The organism is Escherichia sp. E1V33 (assembly GCF_004211955.1).
In the GTDB taxonomy this organism is placed as follows: domain Bacteria; phylum Pseudomonadota; class Gammaproteobacteria; order Enterobacterales; family Enterobacteriaceae; genus Escherichia.
On the sequence record NZ_RHJI01000015.1, the window covers coordinates 241,342 to 266,343 of the forward strand.

The window sequence follows — 25,002 nt, forward strand, 5'->3', positions numbered from 1 at the left end:
TGTCATTTATGCCAATGCATCCATACGACGCCACATACTGGCAGCGGCTTTTCTGGCTTGCGCATAAATGGAATCGCAATCGAAGTTAAACTGACGGTCTTCATAGACCATCACGCCATTGACCATCACGCTGTGAACGCAGCCAGACCCCATGCCAAAAGCGATATGTCCGGCGATATTGTCTGCCAGTAGCGGCGTCGGCGAGTTGTAATCGCAAATGGTTAAATCTGCTTTATAACCGGCTTCCAGGAGGCCAAATTTCGCGCCAAAGTTGCGGCTTATCAGTTCGTTGCCGTTAGCAAGAGCTTTGGCAAAACTGTCAGGCCACAGCGGACCACCCGCATCACGATGTTTAAAGAAGGCAAATTTCATCTCTTCAAACATGTCTGAACCAATGCCGTCGGTTCCCAACGCCAGATTGCGAATATCACTAAGGTGATGGTTGTAGCCGACATGGTTGTTCATGTTCGAACGAGCGTTATGCACCAGGAACGCATCGCGCTGATTGAGCAGAGCAATATCTTCTTTTGACAAATACAGACCGTGAGCAACCAGCGTTTTGCTGTCGATAAGATCGTATTCCGCCAGCCGTACCAACAGATCTTTTCCGTGCCAGTGATGGCTGTGAGAAACGTCGTAAAGGTCTTCAGCGGCGTGAATGTGTAAACCACGCCCGGTAGCTTTCACTGCTTCGCGCAGCATTTCCAGCCCGGCATCCGGCACGGTAAACGGGGCGTGAGCGCCGATATGCGCTTCCACCAGATACGGTTCGGTTGCCGCTTTCTTCGCATTATCAATCTGACGGGCGAAGCGGATATTTTCTTCTACCCCTTCCTGTAATTCTTTAATGCCGTTGTTACGGTCAGTGGTTTCAAAACAGGTCATCGCGCGCAGGCCAACTTTTAAAAATGCGTTGCGTAGCGTTGAGAGCGACCCGCCGATATACGCCGGAGAGGCATGGTGATCAATAACCGATGTACATCCGTTCTTGATCGCTTCCAGTGAACAAATCAGTCCGCTGTAGTAGAGAGATTCTTCGTCAAGGGCGCGATCGAGCCGCCACCAGAGATTTTTCAGCGTTGAGATGAAGTCAGGGCAGGGGGCGATGTTCGCCATAATCCCGCGGGAAAGCCCCGAGTAAAAATGGTTATGCGAGCAGACAATCCCTGGCATGACTATCCGACCGTGCATCTCTTTGAAGCTAGCTTCAGGAAAGCGTTGTGTCAGGGCATCACCGATCGCGACAATCACATCATTTTCGATGGCAATATCGACGCCTTCCTGCACTTTTGCCGGGTGCAACTGAACTGCGGTGACATTCTTCAGAATCAACATGATTACGCCTCCACGCGGCCCAACAGATAATGATGGTGCTGGTGGACATGGCTGATAATGCGGCACATATCGTTCAGCTCTGGCGGTACGTTGTTGAACTGGCCTTCGCTGTCGATGTTTAACACCCAGCTTTGGTTATTCAGACGCACGCGTACCCGACAATCTTCCACCAGGAAGCCTGGGTTACTGCTGTTATCAAAGTCTTGCGACAGGCTGAAGACGGTGATTTTGTCTTTGTACGGTTTACCGTTCCACGGGCAGAACTGAGCGCAGTTGCCGCATTCGTTACAGTAAGCGTCGAGGTGCAGCGTCTGGAAACGGTTCTGGAAGCCAGGGACCGCAATGGAGACGTTGGCGCGGTTCGGGCAGACATCAACACACTTGCTGCAAACGTAGTTACATTCAAGACAACGTGCGGCTTCCTGAGCGACAAATGCGTCACGATCATCGCTGTTCACCAGGGTGACAGAGATATCGCCTTTGCGTTGGTAGATTTCCGCCGGATTGACGTTGTTCCAGTATTTATCGCTTTGGTGTGAACGGATATTTTCCCGGCTAAGGATGGCATCCGATGCCCGACGAGCTGTGCCGACTGCCGCGACAATGGAGGATGGTCCGCGCTGTACGTCGCCGATCATAAAGACGTCAGTCAGACGAGTTTCGCCATTATGGTCGACGTCTGGCCAGCCGTTTTTGTCCAGCGGCACGCCCATCGCATTCAGGGCTTCAGTGTCCTGCTGTTCGCCAATGGCGGTAATCAGACTGTCTACATGCAGTGTTACCGTTTCGTTGGTTTCTACCGGGCGGCGACGACCTTTCTCGTCAGGTTCGCCAAGTGACATGACGCGCAACGTTAAGGTGCCATCAGCATCGAAACGTTCAGGATTGTTCAGAAAACGGAACTCTACGCCATCGTGCAGTGCTTCTTCATACTCTTCGCGCCACGCAGGCATCTCTTGCAATGAACGACGGTAAACGATAGTTGCTTTTTTTACGCCTGGAACGCGTAACGCCGCACGAGCGCAGTCCATTGCGGTGTTACCCGCTCCGACAACGACCACATGTTTGCCCAGCTTGAGCGCTGTGCCCTTGTTGTATTCACGCAGGAAGGGGAGTGATTTCCAGACATTTTGGTTGTCGCCCGCCAGTTTCACACCGCTATTTTTATCGGTGCCGGTGGCAATCAGAACATAATGGAAGCCCTGATTTTTTAACTGTTCAACGGTCAAATCGGGTGAGCAGCCATACTCAAATTTCACGCCGTGAGCGGCAACAAAATCGATATCGTGCTGAATTAACTCTGCAGGAATACGGAACTGAGGGATGATATTTTTCACCACGCCGCCCGCATTGGCTTCGCGTTCAAACAGCGTAACCGGATGGCCCGCTCTGGCAAGGAAGTAACCTGCTGCCAGACCCGCCGGACCTGCACCAATCACGGCAACCGGATGGCGTGAACCAGAACCGGCTGGTTTGTGCCAACGTTGCTTATATTCATCCCAACCTTTTTCCAGCGCGACTTTTTTCAGTACGCGGATATTCAGTGCACTGTCGTAATCCAGGCGGGTACAGTTGTATTGGCACTGGTGATCGCAAATATGACCGGTAATGGCGGGCAGGGCGTTGCGTTGGTAGATAAGTTCCAGCGCGTCGGCATAGCGGTGTTCGCCAAGCAGACGAATATATTCCGGAATGTCCTGTTTGATGGCACAAGCAGTAACACAGGGGGCAACGTAGCAGTCGGTTAGCGGCAGGTCTTCCGCCACTTCAACACGCTCTTCTGGCTTCCAGTGTTTCTGGGTGTATTCCATGGTTAGCGCGTCTGCTGCCAGTCTGTTCAGTCGTTCGACGTCAACATGGTCAAGTCCCCAGGCGTCGGAGCCTTCCAGCTCGCGCATGCAGGCACTTAAGCGCAGATAGCCACCAGGTTTCAGCAGGTCGGTTGCCATGGTGATAGGGCGAATACCAGTATCAAAAATATCGCGGATAGTCAGCTGACTGGCACCACCGGAATAAGAAATGGGCAGTTTGCCGTCAAAGGCGCGAGAGAGAACTGCTGCAACATTGATGGAGAGCGGGAACAGCGCACGGCCTGACATATACATCTCTTCACCAGGCAGTGCGCCTTTATTGTTGATGGTGCCGAGAGTGTTAGTCAGTTTTACGCCAAAGCCGAGTGATTTTTCTTTTGCCAGCGCCATCAGGCGTTCCAGCATTTCCAGTGCTTGCGTCAGCTTGAGGTCGTGATCAAATGACTCTTCTTTTAAGTCTATGTAACCGAAACCGCAGACATCGAGGATCTCACGAACACGCGCGTAACCCAATAATGTTGGGTTGAGTTTCACGAAGGTATTAAGCTCTTTTTCTTCCAGCATGTAACGGCAAATGGCTTCGATTTCATGTGGAGGGCAGCCGTGCATCGTTGAGAGGGTAACGCCTTGTACCATGCTGGTGGGGATGCGAGCGGGTAAGGCTTGCAAGCTTTCGCGTTTTTCCTGCAATCCGTGGCGGGCTAAAAATGCGTCATCCTGGAGTAATTTATTCAGCGTATCGCGATATTGAGCGAATTTCGGATGGTCAGATGCGTCCATCATATTGTCGATGAACTGTTGCATCGGCGGTTGCTTAATACCTTCGAGGTTGTAACCGACGCTCATATTAAAGATGAACGATTTACCGGAATCAGAAGGCTGGAACATCGCTTCGAGAAGGTGCAGGGCAAACCAGGCTTTGAGGTATTCATCCCAGGCTTTAAGCAGGGTAAATTCGGTAGACCATTCGGTGTTAAAGCACTCGTCTTCGGCATCGATACAGGGCTTTTCCAGCTCCAGGCGGTCAAGAATTTGGACGGTTTTTAGTTCGATGAAGCGTCCGCCAGTCAGCCAGGATGTGACGATGTTTTGTGCGAGTTGCGTGTGCGGACCTGCGGCAGGGCCGACCGGTGTTGCACAGGTTTCACCGAAAACACTGACGGATTTGCCTTTTGCGGGTGAGTAAAACTGTTGCTCGGGAATACCAAAGATTGAGCGTTGTTGTTGGTATTCATCAAATATGCGCGTCAAAAGTTCCTCAAACGGAATGGGACGCATAATATCCCCCATAACCCTCTCCTTAGCTTATACAGATATCATTGAGTGACCGGTGTTGAGACATCCGGTGGTTTAGGGGGATAGAGCAACAATCGCACCACTCTTGCCAGGTTAGGCGGGAAATATAAAAAAATGTGAGGCGGCTCGAAACTTAAGTGCTTTTTGTGAATGAACTCACAGGTGCCAAATGAGAATTAAAATCACTCCTGAAAATTATTATTGCTAGCCCATTTATCACTTTTTCTCTTTTCTCAAAATCAGTGATTCCTTATCATTATGATAAAGAGTATTGGGGGGGGTAATATTTGAACGCAATCGTTTAACTACGTTTTCTAAATTTCAATAAACCTTTTCTTCGCTGTAATAAAGTCATCAGGAGTATCAATATCTAAAATTATTTCTGCATTTTCTATTTCGACGGAATAATGTTCTCCCATAAGGAGTGCCTGACGCATATTGGAGACATTGGGTCGCTGAATTGCCTGCATCAGGCATGGCTTTGACACTAAAATCGGATGGCCGGGGATGCCATTATGGAGTGGCAGTATTGCGCCATAATTACGTAACGACCAGATTTTTCTAAAAATATCGATGGTGAGGGTTGGCATGTCACCGTGGGTGAGAAAACAATGTTCTGTTTGCACCGCGGGTACTGCAGCCTTTACTGATGTCAGTAACCCCTGCGCATAATCTGGGTTGTGGATAATAGTGATATTGCTCTGGTTCGCATAGCGTTCGTGCAGTTCATTACCACGATAGCCGGTGACTAAAATTATTCGGCTACAAAACTGCAACGCATTTTTGATACTTGTATCAAGAATTGTTCCCTGTTGCCAGGGTAACATCATTTTCCATTGCCCCATTCTTGATGATAATCCAGCAGCAGTAATTATACAGTCGATGGCTGACATAGTGGTTCCATTATTTATAGGAGCTAATAACGTCTGAAAATACGTTACTCCCTGATTAATGCGTATTTACCCCAGAGAGGTCCATGAAGATTCGTGAAAAGTATAATTGACCCATCGGCGTTATTCATTGATTTAGGCGCGCAGAAACACCCCACTGTGATTTCTGTTGTTGGCGCCGGGGGGAAAACCAGTCTGCTTTTTTGGCTGGCACAGTTATTTCAGTCTATCGGTAGGCGCGTGTTAATCACTACGACCACACATATGTTTATGCCAGATTCTCACTGGCCCGTGGTTTTCTGCCGTGATCCCGCAATGCTTCCTCACTCGTCTCTCAAATTCCCCATTTCATTTTGTTTTCACCGCTGGAAAGCGAATCAAGGAAAAGCGCAGGGGTTTGCGCCAGATGCCATTGATGCACTGGCGCAACGGCCAGAATGTGACGTAATTCTCATTGAGGCAGACGGCTCACGTGGAATGCCATTAAAAGCGCCGGGTGAGCATGAACCTTGCATACCCAAAAGCAGTTGCTGCGTGATTGCTGTGATGGGAGGACATATTTTGGGCGCTAAAGTGAGCGCAGAAAATGTCCATCGCTGGTCGCAGTTTGCTGATATTACCGGGTTAAAACCTGAAGTAACCTTGCAACTGAGCGATCTCGTTGCGCTGGTTCGTCACCCGCAGGGCGCGTTTAAAAACGTACCGCAAGGCTGTCGGCGAGTCTGGTTCATTAACCGTTTTTCTCAATGTGAGAATGCGATTGCGCAAAGCGAGCTACTTCAACCACTGCAACAACATGACGTAGAGGCAATCTGGCTGGGCGATATACAAGAACATCCTGCAATCGCGCGCAGATTTGTGAATTAGCGGCCCGGGCATTCCGGGGTACTGAAAGGATACCCATTGAGGTTGGTATGAATATTTTCACAGAGGCTGCAAAACTCGAAGAGCAAAATAGTCCGTTTGCGATGGCGCAAATTGTTGATAGCCGAGGCTCTACTCCCCGCCATTCTGCACAAATGTTAGTGCGCGCCGATGGTTCAATCGTCGGCACAATTGGCGGGGGAATGGTTGAGCGTAAGGTGATTGAAGAGTCGCTACAGGCATTGCAGGAACGTAAACCGCGATTATTCCATGGGCGCATGGCGCGTAACGGCGCGGATGCCGTCGGCTCAGATTGCGGAGGCGCAATGTCAGTGTTTATCAGCGTACATGGTATGAGACCCCGGCTGGTGTTGATCGGTGCGGGACATGTTAACCGGGCGATAGCCCAAAGCGCAGCATTGTTGGGGTTTGATATTGCTGTTGCCGATATTTATCGCGAAAGCCTGAATCCTGAACTTTTCCCACCATCAACTGCGCTTGTTCATGCCGATTCGTTTGGTGCAGCAGTGGAAGCACTGGAGATTCGCCCTGATAATTTTGTCCTGATTGCCACGAATAATCAGGATCGTGAAGCCCTCGATAAACTCATTGAACAGCCCATTGCATGGTTGGGGTTGCTGGCAAGTCGCCGCAAGGTTCAGCTATTCCTGCGTCAGTTGCGTGAGAAAGGCGTGGCTGAAGACCATATTGCTCGTTTGCATGCACCAGTGGGCTACAACATTGGTGCCGAAACACCGCAGGAGATCGCTATCAGCGTACTGGCAGAAATATTACAGGTGAAAAATAACGCGCCGGGTGGGCTGATGATGAAACCTTCGCACCCTTCCGGGCATCAACTGGTAGTGATTCGCGGCGCAGGGGATATTGCCAGTGGTGTGGCGCTGCGTTTGTATCATGCGGGATTCAAAGTGATCATGCTGGAAGTGGAAAAACCGACGGTGATTCGCTGTACCGTGGCGTTTGCCCAGGCAGTTTTCGACGACGAAATGACGGTTGAAGGTGTCACCGCCCGACTGGCAACCAGCTCTGCAGAGGCGATGAAACTGACTGAGCGTGGGTTTATTCCCGTGATGGTAGACCCCGACTGTTCATTGCTTGATGAGCTGAAACCACTTTGCGTGGTGGACGCTATTCTGGCGAAACAGAATTTGGGTACGCGTGCAGATATGGCACCAGTAACAATCGCGCTTGGGCCGGGCTTTACCGCAGGTAAAGATTGTCATGCGGTAATTGAAACAAATCGCGGGCACTGGCTCGGTCAGGTGATTTACTCCGGTTGTGCACAGGAGAACACTGGTGTTCCCGGCAATATTATGGGACATACCACCCGGCGAGTTATTCGCGCTCCGGCGGCAGGTATCATGTGTTCCAACGTGAAGCTAGGCGATCTGGTGCAGGAGGGCGATGTTATTGCCTGGATTGGCGAGCATGAAATAAAAGCGCCGCTGACGGGAATGGTGCGTGGTTTACTTAACGACGGGCTGGCGGTGGTCGGTGGCTTTAAAATTGGTGATATCGATCCCCGTGGTGAAACGGCTGATTTCACCAGCGTTTCTGATAAAGCCCGGGCGATTGGCGGCGGCGTACTTGAGGCGTTAATGATGTTGATGCATCAGGGCGTTAAAGCGACAAAAGAAGTGCTGGAAGTGGCTTAAATGAAAATGGCCGGATGGTATTACCCATCCGGCCTTTAAATTACTGGCAAATCACCGTTCCGGTTTTGCCTTCAATCCCTTCTTTTGCTTTGCTCAACACAGTAATCAGAGCTTCACGACCAGCGCGAGAGCGGGCAAATGATGCGGCGGCTTCAACTTTCGGTAGCATAGAACCTTTCGCAAAATGCCCTTCTTCGATAAAGCGTTCTGCATCGGCCAATGACAGACGGTCAAGCCATTGTTCATTCTCTTTGCCGAAGTTAATGGCCACTTTTTCTACAGCAGTCAGAATAATCAGCATATCGGCATCGATCATTTCTGCTAAACGGGCGCTGGCCCAGTCTTTATCGATAACCGCACTGGCACCGCGCAGATGGTTACCTTCACGAATTACAGGAATACCACCACCACCAACGGTGATCACAACCTGGCCTGCATCTACTAGCGCTTTAACTGTCTCTTTTTCAACAATATCTACCGGCTTAGGCGAAGCAACGACACGACGATAGCCGCGACCCGCATCTTCTTTCAGGGTGTAGCCCTGTTTTGTCAGTTGCTCTGCTTCTTGCTCGGTAAAGAACGAACCGATCGGCTTGGTCGGGTTGAGGAATGCCGGATCGTTAGCGTCGACTTCGACCTGGGTAACCAGCGTTGCTACAGGTTTATTAATGCCCCGAGAAAGCAGTTCTTCTCTTAAGGCGTTTTGCAGATCGTAACCAATATATCCCTGACTCAACGCAACACAGACAGACATTGGTAGCATCGGCGAGTGCGCTTCAGTTTTTGCAGCGGCTTCGAATGCCTGGTTAATCATGCCTACCTGCGGCCCATTACCATGAGTGACGATAACTTCATGTCCCTGGGCAATTAAATCAACAATTGCCTGAGACGTAATTTTTACCGCTTTCATTTGCCCGGCCAGATCGTCGCCCAGCGCATTCCCGCCGAGGGCGAGAACAATTTTCTTACTCATTTTTCCTCACTCATCATTCTTGATTGTGTATAGATCCCTGGCAGTGGTTAGAGCACGGGAGGGACAAACGGTTTGCGTCGCAGGAAACGTCCTCGTCCGGCTTTGCCTGTAAAGGTGCCGTCACAGAAAATCGTTTCACCACGGGATAAGGTTCTGACAATTGCGCCCTGACAGGTAAAGCCCTCCCAGGGAGAGTAGTCGGCGTTGTCGTGGAGATGGCGGTGCTGAATTTGTTGACTCTGACGTGGGTCGATAATTACCACATCACCATCTGAGCCGGGTGCTAATAATCCTTTTTGTGGCCACAGGCCAAACAGCCTGGCGGGCATTGCACTGGTTAATTCAACAAAACGTTCCGGTGTGATACGTCCCGTCATCACGCCACTGGAGAACAGCAACTGCATGCGATTTTCCACACCGGGTAAGCCATTTGGACAGCGGCTGAAATCACCTTTAGAAATCTGCTGGCGCTGGGCCATCGAGAAGGTGCAGTGATCTGTCGCCACCACGTCGATGGCACCATCGCTGATGCCACACCACAGCTTGTCCTGCTCGCGTACGTTGCGCAGCGGTGGGCTAAGAATGAACTTCATGCCGTCTTCTGTATCGTAACTGCGTTCGTCCAGCAGGAGATATTGCGGGCAGGTTTCCACCCAGACAGGCTGGTGGTTCGCGCGGGCAAGGCGCAGATAATCCAGACCTAAGCCGTTAGACAGATGCACAATATAGAGCGGGGCGTTACCGGCAATTTGTGCCAGGTTAATCATTCTGGCGATGGCTTCGGCTTCGCATTCCAGAGGGCGACTCAAGGCGTGGTAGCGCGGCGCGGTTAACCCAGCGGCGATAAACTCCGCTCGCTTACTGGCGATTGCGGCGTCATTTTCCGGGTGTACAGTGGTCAGCGCGCCGGACTCATGCAGGCGGTGTAACGCCTGCAACACCTCGTCATCGTTGAGTTTGTATTGATAGGTTAAATAGAGTTTAAAACTGCTCAGCCCTTCTTCGACCATCATCGGAATTTCGTCGAGGATGGCGTGATTAATATGCTGGATAACACCATGAAAGCTGTAGTCGATGACCGCTTTATGGGCTGCATAACCACGGTAAACTTCCAGTTGATGGCGTAAGCGGCAGCCATTTGGGCCAAATCCCATATGGTCAATAATGGTTGTTGTACCGCCACACGCAGCGGCGCGGGTACCGGTAAAAAAATCATCACAACTGCGCGCGATGCCAACATCAATATTAAAATGCGTATGGACATCCACGCCGCCTGGGAAAACGTAGCAGCCAGTGGCATCAATCTCTTCATAAGGGAGCTGTGGCGAAATATCTGTGCCTAACTGGCGAACAATTCCGCTTTCAATCAGCAAATCCTGCTTTGCTTGTCCATCTGCGTTAACGACAGTGCCGTTTTTGATCAATACGCGCATAGCAAACTCCAGAAAACCCTCCGGCGAACCGGAGGGAAATAGGTGAAGAGCGAACAGAATGCTGACAAATCGACTTAATCTTCAGCACGGGTACGGTTTTTTTATGCGAGAGATAGGGGATGATTTCCCACCAGTGCAGGCCTGTTCCCCTCACCCTAACCCTCTCCCCGAAGGGGAGAGGGGGCCGCCCGAGTGCTTTTTTGGCTTTGTCATCAGTCTGAGATTTATTACTCTGTTGCCAGCCAGCTTAACGGGATTGCAGCGTACATAGCGGCACAGGTCACCAGGTGAGATTTCCAGGTTTTTTCATTTGGCGCGTGTGCTTCAGGTTCCTTACCCGGGCCAAAGCCGATGACCGGAATGCCATGACGGCCCATGATGGATACGCCGTTAGTTGAGAACGTCCACTTATCAACGACCGGAGCTTTGCCAAACAGACCTTCGTAGGCATTCACCAGCGTTTTAACGGTGAAATGATCTTCTTCCACTTTCCAGGTCGGGAAGTAGCATTCGGTTGGGTAAACCAGGCCAGTCCAGGACGGACGGTCGTAGTTGTACATAGAAACGACAGCATTAGCTTTTTGTACGGCTGGCAGAGCGCGGATTTCATCCAGCGCGCCTTCCCAGGTTTCGCCCCAGGTCAGGCGACGGTCGATAGAAACGGCACAGCTGTCTGCTACTGCGCAACGGCTTGGTGAGGTGAAGAAAATTTCGGAAACCGTCAGAGTTCCTTTGCCGAGGAATTCGTCATAGCCCAAACGTTGGGACAGTTCTTGTAACTCGCCAAGAATCGGGCCCATTTTGAAAATGGCGTTATCACCGCGTTCTGGTGCAGAACCGTGGCAGCTAACGCCCTGAACATCAATGCGAATTTCCATACGACCGCGCTGACCACGATATACCTGGCAGTCGGTTGGTTCGGTACTGACCACAAATTCCGGGCGAATACCAGATTGTTCAATAATGTACTGCCAGCACAGACCGTCGCAGTCTTCTTCCTGCACCGTACCGGTAACCAGCAGGGTGTATTCATCTTCCAGACCGAGGTCTTTAATGATCTTACCGGCATAAACCATTGATGCCATGCCGCCTTCCTGGTCGGAAGTACCACGTCCACCGATCAGCTCGTCGGTTTCCATGCCTTCGTACGGATCGAATTCCCAGTTTTTGATGTTACCAATGCCTACGGTGTCGATGTGAGCGTCCATCGCAACCAGACGCGGGCCGTGGCCGATATAGCCGAGAACGTTACCCATCGGGTCGATTTCAACTTTATCGAAGCCGACTTTTTCCATCTCTTCTTTAATACGATGCACTACGCGTTTTTCGTCGCAGCTTTCGCTGGGAATCGCCACCATATCGCGCAGGAAGCGAGTCATGTCTGCCTGGTAATCTTTTGCTTTTTCAAGAATCAGTTTGAATGGAATATTCTTAGCCATTATTTTTCTCCAGATTTTTTACTCCCCGTTTGGCGGGGAGTTGTTCCAATAGGGTGATTAAGGTGCTACAGAGTGTTTGCCTTCCCAGACAACTTCGCGGTAGTGCTTCACGTCGGTGTCGCCTTCGGTGCTGATAACCAGGACGACGGCATCTTTGTTCAGCGCCAGTTTTTCCATCAGGCTTTGACGTTGCGGGTGATAATGAACAGCCGCGAGAACGCCCAAACCGACAGCGCCAGATTCACCGGAGATGATGCGCGGGTCGTTGCCGTACGGATTACCCAGCACGCGCATACCTAATGCGGCAACGCTGTCCTGGCAGGAGATAAATTGGGTGGCACAGTTACGTAAGATTTCCCAGCCCAGAGGGTTAGGTTCACCGCAAGCCAGGCCCGCCATAATAGTGGCCATATCACCGCCAACGTTGACGATGTCGCCTTTGACGCCAGAGCGATAAATACAGTCAGCTTTGTCAGGTTCAACAATGATGCTGTGCAGATTTTGTGGGGTGTAAACATCCACCAGATAACCCAGTACGCCGCCGGCCATCGCGCCGACACCGGCTTGCAGCAGAACGTGAGTTGGGGTTACGCCCTTTTCACGCATTTGCTCGACGGCTTCATCTGCCAGAGTGGCGTAGCCCTGCATGATCCAGGTTGGGATTTTGGTGTAACCTTCCCAGGCGGTATCTTGCACCACTTCCCAGCCGTGTTGCTGCGCGTGTTGCATGGTCAGGCGAACGGTATCGTCATAGTTCATATCAGTGACGATGCACTCGGCTCCGAGGTTCAGAATGGCGTCAACGCGTTCCTGAGCGGAACCTTTCGGCATGTAAATTACCGCGTTCTGACCGAGTTGCTGTGCTGCCCAGGCAACACCGCGCCCGTGGTTGCCGTCGGTCGTTGTAGCAAATGTCATTTTTTCGCCGATGGCATTTTTCAGATGCTCGAATGACAGTGTTTCGATATCAAGATGATATTTTTCGCACAACAACTGAGCGATGGCGTATGCGCCGCCGAGCATTTTGAATGCGTTCAGACCGAATCGTTTTGATTCGTCCTTAACGAGAATTTTCTTCACACCAAAAAGGTTTGCGAGATCGTCCAGCGCACAAAGCGGTGTTGGGCGATAGCCAGCAATTTTCTGGTGGAACTGGCGCGCCAGTTTTGCCTGGCTTTGCGAAAAGAGCGGTGATGTTTCGCCGTTGAAAAATTTGTTATCGGCGATATCAATCTTCAATGAGAAAACGGACATATCCTATCCTTTTGGCCTCTGGAAAAAGAGAGCCGACCTGTCGATCGGCCCGAGGGGGTTATTTCACGCGTTCTTGCGCTTCTTTCAGCAGTTGTTCGAGCAGTGCGCCTGGTTTGGAATATTTACGGGAAAGGATCATCGCTGCGATGATGTATGGCTTCCAGCTGGCTTCTTTGTAGGTCGCAATACGGTATTTTTCGAATACGCCTTCAGTAACTTCACCTTCTTTGCAGGATACGCCGCTGATATCGGCTGGCAGGCAGTGCATATACAGGGCTTCGCCATCACGGGTCAGCTCCATCATCTCTTCAGTACAATGCCAGTCTTTGTGCTGTGCGTTCTGTGCCAGACACTGTTTTTCCAGCGCTTTCAGTCCTTCGTGATCATTAGCGCGCAGCAGTTCAGTACGCTCTTCCATCACTTTGTAAGGTGCCCAGGACTTCGGATAAACGATGTCTGCGTCTTTGAATGCTTCTTCCATGCTTGTTACCTGACGGAAGCTACCGCCGGATGCTTTAGCATTGTTTTTAGCGACTTCAACGACATCTGGGATCAGGTCGTAACCTTCTGGATGGGCGAGGGTGACATCCATACCGAAGCGGGTCATCAGACCGATGATGCCTTGTGGTACAGACAGCGGTTTGCCATAGCTTGGGGAGTATGCCCATGTCATGGCGATTTTTTTACCTTTCAGGTTTTCCAGTGAGCCAAAGTGTTCACGCAACCATGCCAGGTCAGCCATTGACTGAGTCGGGTGGTCGATATCGCATTGCAGGTTAACTAAAGCCGGACGCTGCGGCAGTACGCCTTGCTTGTAGCCATCGTCGAGCGCCGCGCCAACTTCACGCATATAGGCGTTACCCGCACCCAAATACATATCGTCACGAATACCGATAGCGTCAGCGCAGAAGGAGATCATATTAGCGGTTTCACGGACGGTTTCGCCGTGCGCGATTTGTGATTTACCTTCGTCGAGATCCTGCTGTGCAAGGCCGAGCAGGTTAAGCGCGGAAGCATAAGAGAAACGGGTACGGGTGGAGTTATCGCGGAATACGGAAATACCTAATCCACTATTAAAGACTTTGGTAGAGATGTTTTCGGCACGCAGTGCTTTTAACGCTGCGGCAACGTCCAGTACTTGTTTCAGTTCATCTGGCGTCTGTTCCCACGTTAACAAAAAATCTTTCTCGTGCAGGTGAGAGGTCAGCGAATTGATATCCTTAATCAGCTCATTAACAGTTTTCATCATAAAGTCCCGGTAGTGGAATGACAGGCAAAGTGGTTTATTTCACTGTGACTTGCCAAAGTGATTGGTGTTTTCACAGCTATACCAGGGACTAACAATAAACATGCCAGAGTTATCAACGCGGTCACGAAACGCTAATCTGACAGGGGATATGTGGGATTGATCACAAATTATCGCCACAATACGGAAGTTAAAAATATACGAAAACGTTTGGCTTTTTTAACGCTGTTATTTATTTGCTGCTAAGTATCAGAAATAAGATAAAGGGACAGGTGAAACCTCGTCAGTTTGATAAACTCACTCCCGTAATTCTCATATTGATATAGAAATGTGATATCACTTCCATAATTTCATTAGAAAGTGATAAAAATCTTATGTTTTTAGCAAAGCGATTTTTGCCTGAGTTAATATCGTTATGATCTGTGAACCATCAACGTCTTCAATGATCGACTTTTAAGTGATTCTGGAAGGTAAAGCTATGGAGCTTGCTAATACGCAGTCAGTTTTGATGCAAATTCAACCAACAATTCAGCGTTTTGCCAGAATGCTAGCCAGCGTTTTGCAGCTTGAGGTTGAGATCGTTGATGAAAACTTGTGTCGCGTCGCTGGAACCGGCGCATATGGGAAATTTCTTGGCCGCCAGTTGAGTGGCAACTCACGCTTGCTCCGCTATGTCCTCGAAACAAAAACCGAAAAGGTCGTGACACAATCTCGCTTCGATCCCCTTTGTGAAGGCTGCGACAGTAAAGAGAGTTGTCGTGAGAAGGCGTTCCTGGGGACGCCCGTTATTCTGCAGGATCGTTGTGTCGGAGTGATAAGTTTGATTGCTGTTACTCATGAGCAACAAGAACATATCAGTGATAATTTACGCGAGTTTTCAGATTACGTTCGCCATATATCGACTATTTTTGTCTCGAAACTCCTGGAAGATCAGGGGCCGGGAGATAACATCAGTAAAATATTTGCTACCATGATCGATAATATGGATCAAGGTGTATTAGTTATTGATGAGGACAATCGCGTTCAGTTCGTTAACCAGACTGCATTAAAAACACTTGGCGTTGTACAAAATAATATGGTTGGGAAACTTATTCGTTTCAGGCCATTAACATTTGAGAGTAATTTTACTCATGGACATATGCAACATATTGTCTCGTGGGATGATAAAAGTGAATTGATAATTGGTCAGTTGCATAACATTCAGGGACGACAGCTTTTTTTAATGGCGTTTCACCAATCCCATACCAGTTTTTCCGTGGCAAATGCATCTGATGAACCGCATATTGAACAATTGGTTGGCGAGTGTCGTGTTATGCGGCAATTAAAACGGCTTATTAGTCGCATCGCACCTAGCCCATCCAGCGTCATGGTCGTTGGTGAAAGTGGGACAGGGAAAGAAGTGGTGGCCCGCGCTATTCATAAGTTGAGTGGGCGACGGAACAAACCATTTATCGCTATTAACTGCGCGGCGATTCCGGAGCAACTTCTGGAGAGCGAGTTGTTCGGTTATGTTAAAGGCGCATTTACTGGTGCTTCTGCCAACGGTAAAACAGGGCTGATTCAGGCAGCAAACACGGGAACGCTGTTTCTTGATGAAATTGGCGATATGCCTTTAATGCTTCAGGCAAAACTGCTGCGGGCGATTGAAGCACGTGAGATCCTGCCTATTGGCGCCAGTAGTCCAATACAGGTCGACATCCGCATCATTTCTGCAACTAACCAGAATCTGGCTCAGTTCATAGTCGAAGGTAAATTCCGCGAAGATCTTTTCTACCGACTTAACGTTATTCCCATCACTCTGCCACCGCTACGTGAGCGTCAGGAAGATATTGAACTATTGGTGCATTACTTTTTACATCTCCATACTCGTCGCCTGGGATCGGTTTACCCTGGTATTGCTCCCGATGTTGTTGAGTTACTGCGTAAGCATCGTTGGCCAGGAAACCTGCGAGAGTTAAGTAATTTGATGGAATATCTGGTTAACGTCGTTCCTTCGGGCGAAGTCATCGACAGTACGCTACTACCACCAAATCTGGTTAATAACGGTACGACGGAGCAAAGTGAGACGCCAGAAGCCGGCGAGGCACATTTGGCTCTCGATGATGCTGGCGGCACAGCGCTGGAGGAGATGGAAAAGCAGATGATTCGCGAGGCGCTCTCACGGCATAACAGTAAGAAGCAAGTCGCTGATGAGCTGGGAATTGGCATCGCCACGCTTTATCGTAAAATTAAGAAATATGAATTGTTAAGCGCATAGACATCAAAAAATCCGGCCTGAATTCAGGCCGGATTGCGTTTTACTTCGTTTCTTCACAGTCCAGAACAGTATTCACGATCATTTGATATCCGGTACAGCGACACAAATTCCCGGCCAAGCCACGGCGAATTTCCGTAATGGTTAACGGTTTCTCTCGAGGTTTTGCCAGCATTGCCGTAGTGGCCATAATAAGCCCCGGCGTACAAAAACCACACTGTACAGCGCCAGATTTCGCATAAGCCTGTTGTACATGAGAAAGTTTGCCGCCTTTTGCCTCTCCTTCCAGCGTGCGAATCTGTTTTCCTTCAGCCCATGCGGCCAGGTACAAGCAGCTGTCTATCGCGGTTCCGTCAACCAGCACCGTACAGGCACCGCATTCACCCACGCAGCATCCTTGTTTGACACTAAGCAGCCCTTGTTCGCGGAGCAGTTCCGAGAGCGGCATGCCTGGCGCGGCGTGAAGCTGAAAAGGCATACCGTTAATGATGCATTCAATAGTAATACTTTCGTTGTGATTCATTGCAATTTTCCCCCCGCCGCAGCGACGGCTTCGCTAATCACTTTTTTGGTCATCGTCTGGATGAGATGCAGACGGAACTCTTTACTTGCTCGCCATGAAGAACGCGGTGCGACATCCTGCAGGACAGATTCGCAGATGGCCTCCAGCGTTTGCAGGTTTAATGGCGCATTTTGCGCAGCCTGTTCGGCGTGCTGGCAGCGGATCGGCGTAGGCGCAGCAACGCCAAATGCCAGACGCAACTCGCTGAAGTAGCCGTTGTCCAATCGACAGTGAGCGGCACACCCGATTGTTGAAATATCCATCGCATCGCGCATGGCATATTTATAATGTGCGCTACCTGCGTGTTCTTTTGGCTGCGGAGGAAAATGAAACGCGACCAGAATTTCATCATGCTCAAGGGAAACCTTGCCTGGTCCGGTATGAAAACCATTAATCGAGACGAAACGGACCCCTCGCGGTGAATGGATTTCCAGCTTCGCATCATAAATCAGCGTTGGCGTGGCTGAATCTGCACTGGTGGCGCCGTTGCAAATATTTCCGCCGTAGGTAGCGACGTTACGGATTTGCGGGCCGGCAATAGACGAAGCCGCAGCGCATAACGCCGGGAGGTGATGTTGCGTTAACTGATTTTCTATTAACTGAGTAAAGGTCGTCGCAGAGCCGATGCGTAGTGCACCATCCTCTGCCAGCGTAATTCCCCGAAGCTCCGCCAGATTGTGGATATCAACAATATGGCGATAGCGATCATTGTGATGGTGGAGTTGAATCAATACATCAGTGCCACCGGCGAGCAGTTTTGCCTGCGGATCTTGAGCCAGCAGGTTGGTTGCATCGGCAACGGTCGTTGCGCGATGGTAAGAAGCAAAATCAAACATGATGTTATCCTCAAATCAATCCTGCCAGATGGAACTCTTCATATAACCGTTTTGGCGTCAGCGGCAGCGTATTGATTGCGACGCCGGTAGCCATCTTCACCGCATTACGAATTGCAGCGGCGACAGGAATAATTGGCGGCTCACCCAGTGACTTATGTCCGTATGCGGATTGTGGTTCATTAATTTCGACAAACGCACTTTCCAGTTGTGGCAGGTCCGGCATGGTCGGCATTTTGTAATCCAGTAAATTTGGGTTACGCACCACGCCACTTTTCGCGTCGATAATCATCTCTTCAAAAAGCGCCCAGCCGATGCCCATCCCCATCCCGCCGTGTACCTGACCTTCAGCCAACAGCGGATTAAGAATATGGCCCGAATCATGAACGTTGAGGATGCGGTTGATGGTGACCTTACACAGCGCGATATCGACCGTCAGATCAACAAAGGTACAGCCAAACGCAGGTGGGTTCGTGGTAGTTTTGATTGAGCTTTCTGCAGAAAGCTGTCCGCCACGCTCGGGATGATAAAATGCATCCATTGCCAGATCTTTTAACGACAGTAACGCTTCTTCCGGTCTTTCAACCAGTACGATATGGCCTTTTATCAGGGTTAGATTCATCGCCGACTGATGCAGCATTACTGCAGCGTGAGCGATAATTTTCTCTCTTAGCAATAGCGCTGCACTGCGTAGCGCCGGAGCTGCGACATAGCTCTGACGTGAAGCAAACGCGCCTGGATCGAATGGCGTAATATCGGTATCTTGCGTCGAAATTACGCGTACATCACTGACCGGAACGCCCACGGTTTCAGCCACCATTTGCGAGAACACAGTATCGGCACCCTGACCGATTTCCGTCGCGCCGCTTTGCACGTTGATGGTCCCATCCTGATTCATCAACAGGCGCGCGCCAGCGATTTCCACACCGACAGGCCAGGTATTCGAGGTGTAACTAAAACAGGCAACGCCAACGCCGCGGCGCAGATTACCTTGTTGCTTCTGGCACTCCACACGGCGCTTTTCCCATTCAAAAATTTCCCGCCCTTTTTCCAGACATTCTGGTAATCCGGCACTGTAAATGCGTTTGCCAGTGAGCGGATTTGCATCGCCTTCACGAGCAGCGTTGCGTAAACGAATTTCGATAGGGTCGATACCCAGTGCTTCGGCAGCGTCATCCAGCATGGATTCAACAGCAAAAACCACCTGCGGCGCGCCATAACCACGCATCGCACCCGCTGAGGGCAGGTTGGTATAGCAGGTCTTTGAGCTATAAGAATAGGCACAGCGCGGGTAGAGATAAGCAACTTTATTGCCGCCTGCAGAAGCGATGGAATGTCCGTGTGAAGCGTAAGCGCCGGTGTTAGACAGAACATCCAGACTATAGCCTTTCAGTGTACCATCGCGGTTTACGCCCATTTGTCCGTCAATGGTAAAAGCGTGGCGAGTGCGGGTCGCCAGAAAACATTCTTCGCGGCTTAGGGAAACTTTCACCGGAATTCCGCCGAGTTTACTGGTCAGGAATGCCGCCATCGGCTCTTCCAGTACATCTTGTTTATTACCAAAACCACCGCCAACAAAGGGCTTGATGACTCGCACGCACGACCAGGGAATATCCAGCGCCTGACCGACAACGCGGCGGACAATGTGCGGGATTTGGGTGCTGGAAACGATGGTAATTCGTGAATCGTCTTCCATCCACGCCAATGAGGTCACACTTTCCATATGACAATGTTGAATGACCGGCGTTTGATAATGCCCCTGCACCTGGTAATCGGCGGCATCGATTGCTTGTTGGACATTACCTGTCGACATTGTGCTTTGTTTCAGTAAATTGCCACCGCTATGGATTGGCGCAGCGTCTTCTGCCAGTGCCGCTTCTGGCGTGGTAATGACGGGTAATTCCTGCCATTCGATGTGAACAAGTTGTGCTGCTTTTTCCGCTGTGAGTTCATCACGGGCAACGACAATAGCAACCGCATCGCCATGATGGCGGACGTGGCGTGTTAACAGGGCGCGATCGGCGGTATCGCGCTTATTCTCATCCAGAGTCCAGGCATGGCCCGCCGTGGCAAAGGAAATATCAGGGACATCCTCCCAGGTAAATACGGCCAGTACGCCAGGAAAACTTCTGGCTTGTTCATCGTTAATGTTCACCGCATAACCATGCGCAATTGGGCTGCGTACATATTTCGCGTAACACATGCCCGCCATAACATAATCGTCAGTATATCGTGCTCGCCCGGTGACCTTCGCAATGGCATCGACGCGCATGCATGATTCACCTGTAGCGGTTGCTTCCCGCGCTTCCATAGAAATCCCCTTGATTTGAACATTTGGTTCTTATGGCAATGATTAAGTCTTTGCAGGCAAGAATTACGCCAGAAACGACTATAAGCACGAGGGGAGGGGGGAAGTGTGATGTCGTTAAAAAAACACTATGGATGATGCATTTTTATCAGCAAAGAAAGTGAGTGCAGTTTATCAATATGAGTGTGATAAAAATCATTGTGATAAATGAGTATTAGAGGTCAGTCAGGATGGTTCAGATTTCGTCATGGTTTGCTAACGGTGCGAATAGATTTTTTAGCAGTTATTGATTCGTACATACCTGTTTCCACGCAATGGATTGGGGATCTGACAGGGGGCTGCTATGATATAGCGTCTTGTTTTTTAGCGAGGAAAGATTTTGAGCGCAGGACGCCTGAATAAAAAAACTCTGGGTATCGTGATGCTGTTATCGGTAGGGCTGCTTCTGGCTGGCTGTTCGGGTAACAAATCATCAGATACAGGGACGTATTCTGGCTCCGTTTACACCGTGAAACGGGGGGATACGCTTTATCGTATTTCACGCACCACGGGAACCAGCGTAAAAGAGCTAGCCCGACTCAACGACATTTCACCCCCCTATACCATAGAAATCGGTCAAAAGTTGAAACTTGGTGGGGCGAAAAAAAGTAGTAACGGCACGCGTAAATCCACCGGCAAATCGACGACAAAAACAGCGTCAGTGACACCGTCTTCGGCCGTTTCGAAATCTTCATGGCCGCCGGTTGGGCAACGTTGCTGGCTATGGCCAACGAGCGGAAAGGTTATTATGCCTTACTCAATGGCAGATGGCGGCAATAAAGGGATTGATATTGCGGCGGCGCGCGGGACGCCAATATACGCTGCAGGTGCCGGTAAAGTGGTATATGTGGGTAATCAGCTACGTGGCTACGGTAATCTCATCATGATTAAACACAGTGAAGATTACATTACTGCTTATGCCCATAACGACACAATGCTGGTGAACAATGGGCAAAGTGTTAAAGCCGGGCAAAAGATAGCGACTATGGGGAGTACAGATGCGGAATCAGTGCGACTACATTTCCAGATTCGCTACCGTGCTACGGCAATAGATCCTTTGCGCTACTTGCCGCCACAGGGCAGCAAGCCAAAGTGCTGATGGCGAATTAATCAGCAGTCAGTAGCAAGGCACTTGCTAAGGAGAGCGTAAGGTTTATAATGCCTTACGCATCTCGAAGCGGGCGTAGTTCAATGGTAGAACGAGAGCTTCCCAAGCTCTATACGAGGGTTCGATTCCCTTCGCCCGCTCCAGCTTCTTAATTTTTCTCTTTCTCTGTTTTTTCCGTAGTCATCAAATTCTTCCGTTATTGTTGATACATTCACGTAAGATGTAGATAAATCCAACATCCCCAACAAAAATAGAGTGTATAGCTCAAAATATAGAGCGTTATTCTTTTTATGATGTTTATTACAGCTCAAGCAACCTCATATTGAGAATTAAAATCAATAATGTTGTTAATTTTTGTCAATTGCTTCAGTTTTTGAATGTTATTGATAATAACTAAATGATCTTCTTTCTCAGTTACGTGATAAGAGAATGCGTTTCTTTCATTTTGTATTGTAGAAACATATACATCAATGCATTTTTTTATTATGGCGGATTTATGTCTTTTGGGTTCAAGTAGCAGTGACTGGTCTATACAGGCGATAGCATCTTCAATTCTTTCGTTATATATGTTTACCAGTGTCTTGTAGTAATATAAGGAGGCTACATCTAATACTTGTGTCTGGGCATGGTCAAAAAAAATGCGTGATGCAGTCGTTTGTCCGGAAAGACCGGTTATCAGACCCATAATTCCTAAAATATTTCCATCAAAAATATTTTTGTCAGATACCTTATCTATAAAGGCCAATGCTTTTTGAGTTGCATGTTTAAGTTCATATAGCCCATGAAGAGCCATAGACATATGGCATTCAGCCAACAGGCAATAGCATTCATTGGTTATTGCCTGAGCATTAGATTTATTTTTAACACTTTCAAATATAGTGATTGCATTGGCAATGCTTTCAGGCGTGAATTTATTCAATTCATTTTTTCCGGCAGACATTTCTGCTGATAAAATACTTTCATCAGAAGGTATGTGTCGGGCCATAAACCCTGGTTCTGCTTTAGGTTTCTTCATTGCCAGATATAAGTTACTAATTATAAAGTGTGAGATTTTTTGTATGTCATCCGCTTGAAGATGTGTGCTGGCAATAAGATAATAACTTTTTGCATCGATTACTTCAATATATAAACTGTTTGCAGCATTATATTGGCTGATTCTTCCTGTTACAAAAAAATCGGGTTTGAATCTGGCAAGGAAGGCTGTCTGAGATTTATTATCTATGCAATACTGGGTTGCAGCCATTGGATATATATAGAGGTCATCAGTTCTTTTATTTGAGATGAGTTGTACCAGTTCCTGGTTAAGTGCTAATGGATCCTGATTGCTGTGAGATATTGCAAATGGAAATAAAGCAATAGTGCTACCCACATCATTATCTTGATTTTCTTTTATCTTGAATACTTGTCCACTGAATCGATAACCTTTTCTATATATGGTTTCAATGCAACGGTTGTAGCCAATTCTTTCAAAAATACATCTTAAAGAATAGATGCATCGTGTAAGGGACTCATCACTTACAATCACATTTTTCCATACTGATTCGATGATCGTATCTTTGGATACAACATTTCCCGCTGATTCAAGCAATACAAGTAATACACCGAGTTCTTTCGGTGGGATGTAAAATTCCTCATTCCCTTTTGTAAGAATGCCATCTTCTGTGAGTATGATTCCATCAGGGAAATGATATGAGAACTTATTTTCTAAATCCATTAGCTCACCTCTATTAAGTTTGTGGTTTTTTACATCCTGCATGAGTAACAGATATAACTGATATTCATATGTTTAATTTAATGTTTCTATTTACGAAATTCATCATGATTGTTTAAGTTAATTTATATTAGCCTGATGTGATTGTAATCTGAAATATTCTTATTTAATGCTGGTTAATCATGTAAGCGCATAACTTATTGAAAAGTATTGATAAAGTTATGATAATTACATTTCTTAATTTAATGTAATTATTCATTTAAGATAAAATGATATGCTATGAGGAATGGTTTATGTCGAATGGCAATCTGATGTGCAAGGATTATTTCAATAGTTATTTTATTTATTGGTAACTATTGTGTTCGTTTGCTCTATAAAATATCTCTGTGTGAAACATAAGTTATTTTTACACCATTATCTGCATAGTGGAGTGTGGAAGGTGTTATTAATGATGGATGTAAATTGAATGGGTGAGGGGATTGCCGTATGAACTGTCAGATATCAAAATAAATAAAGGTTATTTTTTAGCGCCAGAAATATTACATTTGTTATTTTGGCTTTTAATTATAGATGCAACATCAAGTTGTTTTTTACCTTGCACAATACATAATTGCTCTATTGCCAATGCTTAAAAGAAAATCATGATTGTTCTGTTTTTGAACATTATAGCTTATCATTTTTCCAGGGAATATATAAAAATCAGGTAGGAGTTGTGCCAGATTAGCATCTGAAATTTGATCAATAATATCAAACTTATTTATTTTAGTAGAGGTAAGATGCAAAGTGTCATAATTTTCAATCCATGTGTACTCAATATCTCGGCGAAATGATTTATAAGTGTTAGTGTTTTGTTTCCAGGTGCCACTGAGTGCAACAGTTCCTGTCTTTTTATTTTTATTATACATAAAGTCAATCGTGAGATTAGCCCTTCCCTGGTCATTAAAAATAACCCAATTGGCCGTGCATTTCTCATTGTATACTATTTGTTCTTTTGAATAATGATAGGCAATAAAAAAAATGAAGCCACTGATAAAGCATAAAATAATAAACAGCATTTTTTTATAACTAATCATGGTTAACTCCACGATACGATAGAGTTAAACAGTCTGCAACTGTGTTATTACTATACTTTTTTTTGCATGCCATAACAATCAATCCAGGAGACGACTTATCGAGAGGAAAATATAGCCAGGGATACTTTTTACAATCAATTCCAGAACCTAATATACGATTCTTATATTTATCGAGATCTTTCAAGCCATCAATGCTATCTTCTGTAACATTGAAATGACAACCATTTATTTGTGCAACGGTTTTGTAATCTTTAAAGAATGATTTGGGCTGACTATTGTGCCAGAGGAAAAATGCGGTAAGCAAACCTACAGCAAATGCACTTAGCATGGGGAAATAATTTTTAAATAGCCTGACTATATTTCTGCGGTAATTATAAGGATGAGCACTTGTCTCTTTAAACTCATCTTTCACGTTCAAGCATTGGGGAGATATGGTCTTTTGAGCATCTGCAGAAGGGATTATTACATGATTTTCTATTTTTATATCATTACTGAGCTTAAACCCTTTTCTCGGCACGGTTGCAATAAGCGAATGGTTGGTTTCACCAACCGTGCGAAACCCGCGTCTGATAATCGATATATTTTGATATAACGTATTGACCGGTACTCGCATGCCTTCTTCTTCCCAGACTTTAGAGAAAAAATCTTGTTGTGCAACCACATCAGGAAAGGCTTCGAGTAGCAGCGATAAGCACCTGCTTGCCGGCGTTGTCAGAACGGCGTTAAGCTCGGCGTCATGTACCGAAATTAATTTTCTGTGCTCTGGCCAGAACTCAATATTATCGTTAATAATCCAGTACATACGTCAATGAAACACAAAATTAAGCAAATTGAAATTATATAGTTTGATAAGTATATTAGTATTCATGAAATAAATATATATTAATTTTATATTTA

Annotated in this window: 18 protein-coding genes and 1 tRNA gene; 5 read left to right on the plus strand and 14 right to left on the minus strand. The window is 47.7% G+C overall.

The features are described 5' to 3' along the window. Positions 1 to 6: 6 nt before the first annotated feature. The 3 genes from ssnA to mocA form a co-directional block, all read right to left on the minus strand. Positions 7 to 1,335: a putative aminohydrolase SsnA gene (ssnA, locus tag D9742_RS15170; protein ID WP_130237448.1), complete on the minus strand. Its 1,329-nt coding sequence runs from the start codon at positions 1,333 to 1,335 to the stop codon at positions 7 to 9. 2 nt (positions 1,336 to 1,337) lie between these two features. After that, positions 1,338 to 4,436, minus strand: a complete 3,099-nt coding sequence (gene ygfK / locus D9742_RS15175) for a putative selenate reductase subunit YgfK (protein ID WP_130237449.1) — start codon at positions 4,434 to 4,436, stop codon at positions 1,338 to 1,340. Between the two features lie 320 nt (positions 4,437 to 4,756). Then, positions 4,757 to 5,335: a molybdenum cofactor cytidylyltransferase gene (gene mocA / locus D9742_RS15180; protein WP_130237450.1), complete on the minus strand. Its 579-nt coding sequence runs from the start codon at positions 5,333 to 5,335 to the stop codon at positions 4,757 to 4,759. 93 nt (positions 5,336 to 5,428) lie between these two features. Here mocA and yqeC point away from each other — a divergent pair, with 93 nt between their 5' ends. Beyond that, the gene (gene yqeC, locus D9742_RS15185; RefSeq protein ID WP_130237451.1) at positions 5,429 to 6,199 is read left to right on the plus strand and encodes a selenium cofactor biosynthesis protein YqeC; all 771 of its coding nucleotides are present in this window, start codon (positions 5,429 to 5,431) and stop codon (positions 6,197 to 6,199) included. A 47-nt stretch (positions 6,200 to 6,246) separates the two neighbouring features. After that, positions 6,247 to 7,872 (plus strand): selenium-dependent molybdenum cofactor biosynthesis protein YqeB, encoded by a 1,626-nt coding sequence (gene yqeB, locus D9742_RS15190; protein ID WP_130237452.1) that lies wholly within the window; start codon positions 6,247 to 6,249, stop codon positions 7,870 to 7,872. 40 nt (positions 7,873 to 7,912) lie between these two features. Here the strand turns inward: yqeB and arcC are convergent, their stop codons facing one another. From arcC to ygeW, 5 genes are all read right to left on the minus strand, one after another. Continuing rightward, complete coding sequence (gene arcC, locus D9742_RS15195) at positions 7,913 to 8,845, minus strand: carbamate kinase (RefSeq protein WP_064529810.1); 933 nt, start codon at positions 8,843 to 8,845, stop codon at positions 7,913 to 7,915. 47 nt (positions 8,846 to 8,892) lie between these two features. Next, positions 8,893 to 10,278 (minus strand): D-phenylhydantoinase, encoded by a 1,386-nt coding sequence (gene hyuA / locus D9742_RS15200; RefSeq protein WP_130237453.1) that lies wholly within the window; start codon positions 10,276 to 10,278, stop codon positions 8,893 to 8,895. 227 nt (positions 10,279 to 10,505) lie between these two features. Further along, on the minus strand, positions 10,506 to 11,717 hold the full coding sequence (locus tag D9742_RS15205) for a YgeY family selenium metabolism-linked hydrolase (protein ID WP_064529812.1): 1,212 nt from the start codon (positions 11,715 to 11,717) through the stop codon (positions 10,506 to 10,508). Positions 11,718 to 11,774: 57 nt separating this feature from the next. Then, positions 11,775 to 12,971, minus strand: coding sequence for a diaminopropionate ammonia-lyase (dpaL, locus tag D9742_RS15210; RefSeq protein ID WP_130237454.1), 1,197 nt, complete (start codon positions 12,969 to 12,971; stop codon positions 11,775 to 11,777). Positions 12,972 to 13,029: 58 nt separating this feature from the next. Continuing rightward, a complete protein-coding gene (gene ygeW, locus D9742_RS15215) occupies positions 13,030 to 14,217 on the minus strand; it encodes a knotted carbamoyltransferase YgeW (protein ID WP_001360948.1) in 1,188 nt (395 codons plus the stop codon). A gap of 478 nt (positions 14,218 to 14,695) precedes the next feature. Between ygeW and D9742_RS15220 the strand changes: the two genes are divergently transcribed. Then, complete coding sequence (locus tag D9742_RS15220; protein ID WP_130237455.1) at positions 14,696 to 16,474, plus strand: sigma-54-dependent Fis family transcriptional regulator; 1,779 nt, start codon at positions 14,696 to 14,698, stop codon at positions 16,472 to 16,474. 40 nt (positions 16,475 to 16,514) lie between these two features. Here D9742_RS15220 and xdhC read toward each other — a convergent pair whose 3' ends face one another. From xdhC to xdhA, 3 genes are read right to left on the minus strand one after another with little or no spacing between them, the layout of a single operon-like run. After that, a complete protein-coding gene (xdhC, locus tag D9742_RS15225; protein ID WP_130237456.1) occupies positions 16,515 to 16,994 on the minus strand; it encodes a xanthine dehydrogenase iron sulfur-binding subunit XdhC in 480 nt (159 codons plus the stop codon). Then, a complete protein-coding gene (gene xdhB / locus D9742_RS15230) occupies positions 16,991 to 17,869 on the minus strand; it encodes a xanthine dehydrogenase FAD-binding subunit XdhB (protein ID WP_130237457.1) in 879 nt (292 codons plus the stop codon). The genes xdhC and xdhB overlap by 4 nt, the downstream gene beginning before the upstream one ends. Before the next feature lie 10 nt (positions 17,870 to 17,879). Next, on the minus strand, positions 17,880 to 20,177 hold the full coding sequence (gene xdhA, locus D9742_RS15235; RefSeq protein WP_130237458.1) for a xanthine dehydrogenase molybdenum-binding subunit XdhA: 2,298 nt from the start codon (positions 20,175 to 20,177) through the stop codon (positions 17,880 to 17,882). Positions 20,178 to 20,553: 376 nt separating this feature from the next. Between xdhA and actS the strand changes: the two genes are divergently transcribed. Together actS and D9742_RS15245 are read left to right on the plus strand one after the other, a co-directional pair. After that, positions 20,554 to 21,312 (plus strand): amidase activator ActS, encoded by a 759-nt coding sequence (gene actS, locus D9742_RS15240; protein ID WP_130237459.1) that lies wholly within the window; start codon positions 20,554 to 20,556, stop codon positions 21,310 to 21,312. Positions 21,313 to 21,390: 78 nt separating this feature from the next. Then, positions 21,391 to 21,464: transfer RNA gene (locus tag D9742_RS15245), tRNA-Gly, on the plus strand. Positions 21,465 to 21,628: 164 nt separating this feature from the next. Here the strand turns inward: D9742_RS15245 and D9742_RS15250 are convergent. The 3 genes from D9742_RS15250 to D9742_RS15260 all read right to left on the minus strand — a co-directional run bounded on the left by D9742_RS15250 (position 21,629) and on the right by D9742_RS15260 (position 24,907). Beyond that, entirely contained in the window at positions 21,629 to 23,035 is a 1,407-nt protein-coding gene (locus D9742_RS15250; protein WP_130237460.1) for a winged helix-turn-helix domain-containing protein, read from the minus strand. 587 nt (positions 23,036 to 23,622) lie between these two features. Next, on the minus strand, positions 23,623 to 24,105 hold the full coding sequence (locus tag D9742_RS15255; protein WP_130237461.1) for a hypothetical protein: 483 nt from the start codon (positions 24,103 to 24,105) through the stop codon (positions 23,623 to 23,625). Further along, positions 24,098 to 24,907: a transcriptional regulator gene (locus D9742_RS15260; protein WP_130237462.1), complete on the minus strand. Its 810-nt coding sequence runs from the start codon at positions 24,905 to 24,907 to the stop codon at positions 24,098 to 24,100. Before D9742_RS15260 ends, D9742_RS15255 begins: the two co-directional genes overlap by 8 nt. Positions 24,908 to 25,002 lie beyond the last annotated feature (95 nt).

What these genes read in the sequence shown, in the direction of transcription:
- ssnA (WP_130237448.1), bottom strand. Translation starts at nt 1,335, where the DNA reads ATGTTGATTCTGAAGAATGTCACCGCAGTTCAGTTGCACCCGGCAAAA.
- ygfK (WP_130237449.1), bottom strand. Translation starts at nt 4,436, where the DNA reads ATGGGGGATATTATGCGTCCCATTCCGTTTGAGGAACTTTTGACGCGC.
- mocA (WP_130237450.1), bottom strand. Translation starts at nt 5,335, where the DNA reads ATGTCAGCCATCGACTGTATAATTACTGCTGCTGGATTATCATCAAGA.
- yqeB (WP_130237452.1), top strand. Translation starts at nt 6,247, where the DNA reads ATGAATATTTTCACAGAGGCTGCAAAACTCGAAGAGCAAAATAGTCCG.
- arcC (WP_064529810.1), bottom strand. Translation starts at nt 8,845, where the DNA reads ATGAGTAAGAAAATTGTTCTCGCCCTCGGCGGGAATGCGCTGGGCGAC.
- hyuA (WP_130237453.1), bottom strand. Translation starts at nt 10,278, where the DNA reads ATGCGCGTATTGATCAAAAACGGCACTGTCGTTAACGCAGATGGACAA.
- D9742_RS15205 (WP_064529812.1), bottom strand. Translation starts at nt 11,717, where the DNA reads ATGGCTAAGAATATTCCATTCAAACTGATTCTTGAAAAAGCAAAAGAT.
- dpaL (WP_130237454.1), bottom strand. Translation starts at nt 12,971, where the DNA reads ATGTCCGTTTTCTCATTGAAGATTGATATCGCCGATAACAAATTTTTC.
- ygeW (WP_001360948.1), bottom strand. Translation starts at nt 14,217, where the DNA reads ATGAAAACTGTTAATGAGCTGATTAAGGATATCAATTCGCTGACCTCT.
- D9742_RS15220 (WP_130237455.1), top strand. Translation starts at nt 14,696, where the DNA reads ATGGAGCTTGCTAATACGCAGTCAGTTTTGATGCAAATTCAACCAACA.
- xdhC (WP_130237456.1), bottom strand. Translation starts at nt 16,994, where the DNA reads ATGAATCACAACGAAAGTATTACTATTGAATGCATCATTAACGGTATG.
- xdhB (WP_130237457.1), bottom strand. Translation starts at nt 17,869, where the DNA reads ATGTTTGATTTTGCTTCTTACCATCGCGCAACGACCGTTGCCGATGCA.
- xdhA (WP_130237458.1), bottom strand. Translation starts at nt 20,177, where the DNA reads ATGGAAGCGCGGGAAGCAACCGCTACAGGTGAATCATGCATGCGCGTC.
- D9742_RS15250 (WP_130237460.1), bottom strand. Translation starts at nt 23,035, where the DNA reads ATGGATTTAGAAAATAAGTTCTCATATCATTTCCCTGATGGAATCATA.
- D9742_RS15255 (WP_130237461.1), bottom strand. Translation starts at nt 24,105, where the DNA reads ATGATTAGTTATAAAAAAATGCTGTTTATTATTTTATGCTTTATCAGT.
- D9742_RS15260 (WP_130237462.1), bottom strand. Translation starts at nt 24,907, where the DNA reads ATGTACTGGATTATTAACGATAATATTGAGTTCTGGCCAGAGCACAGA.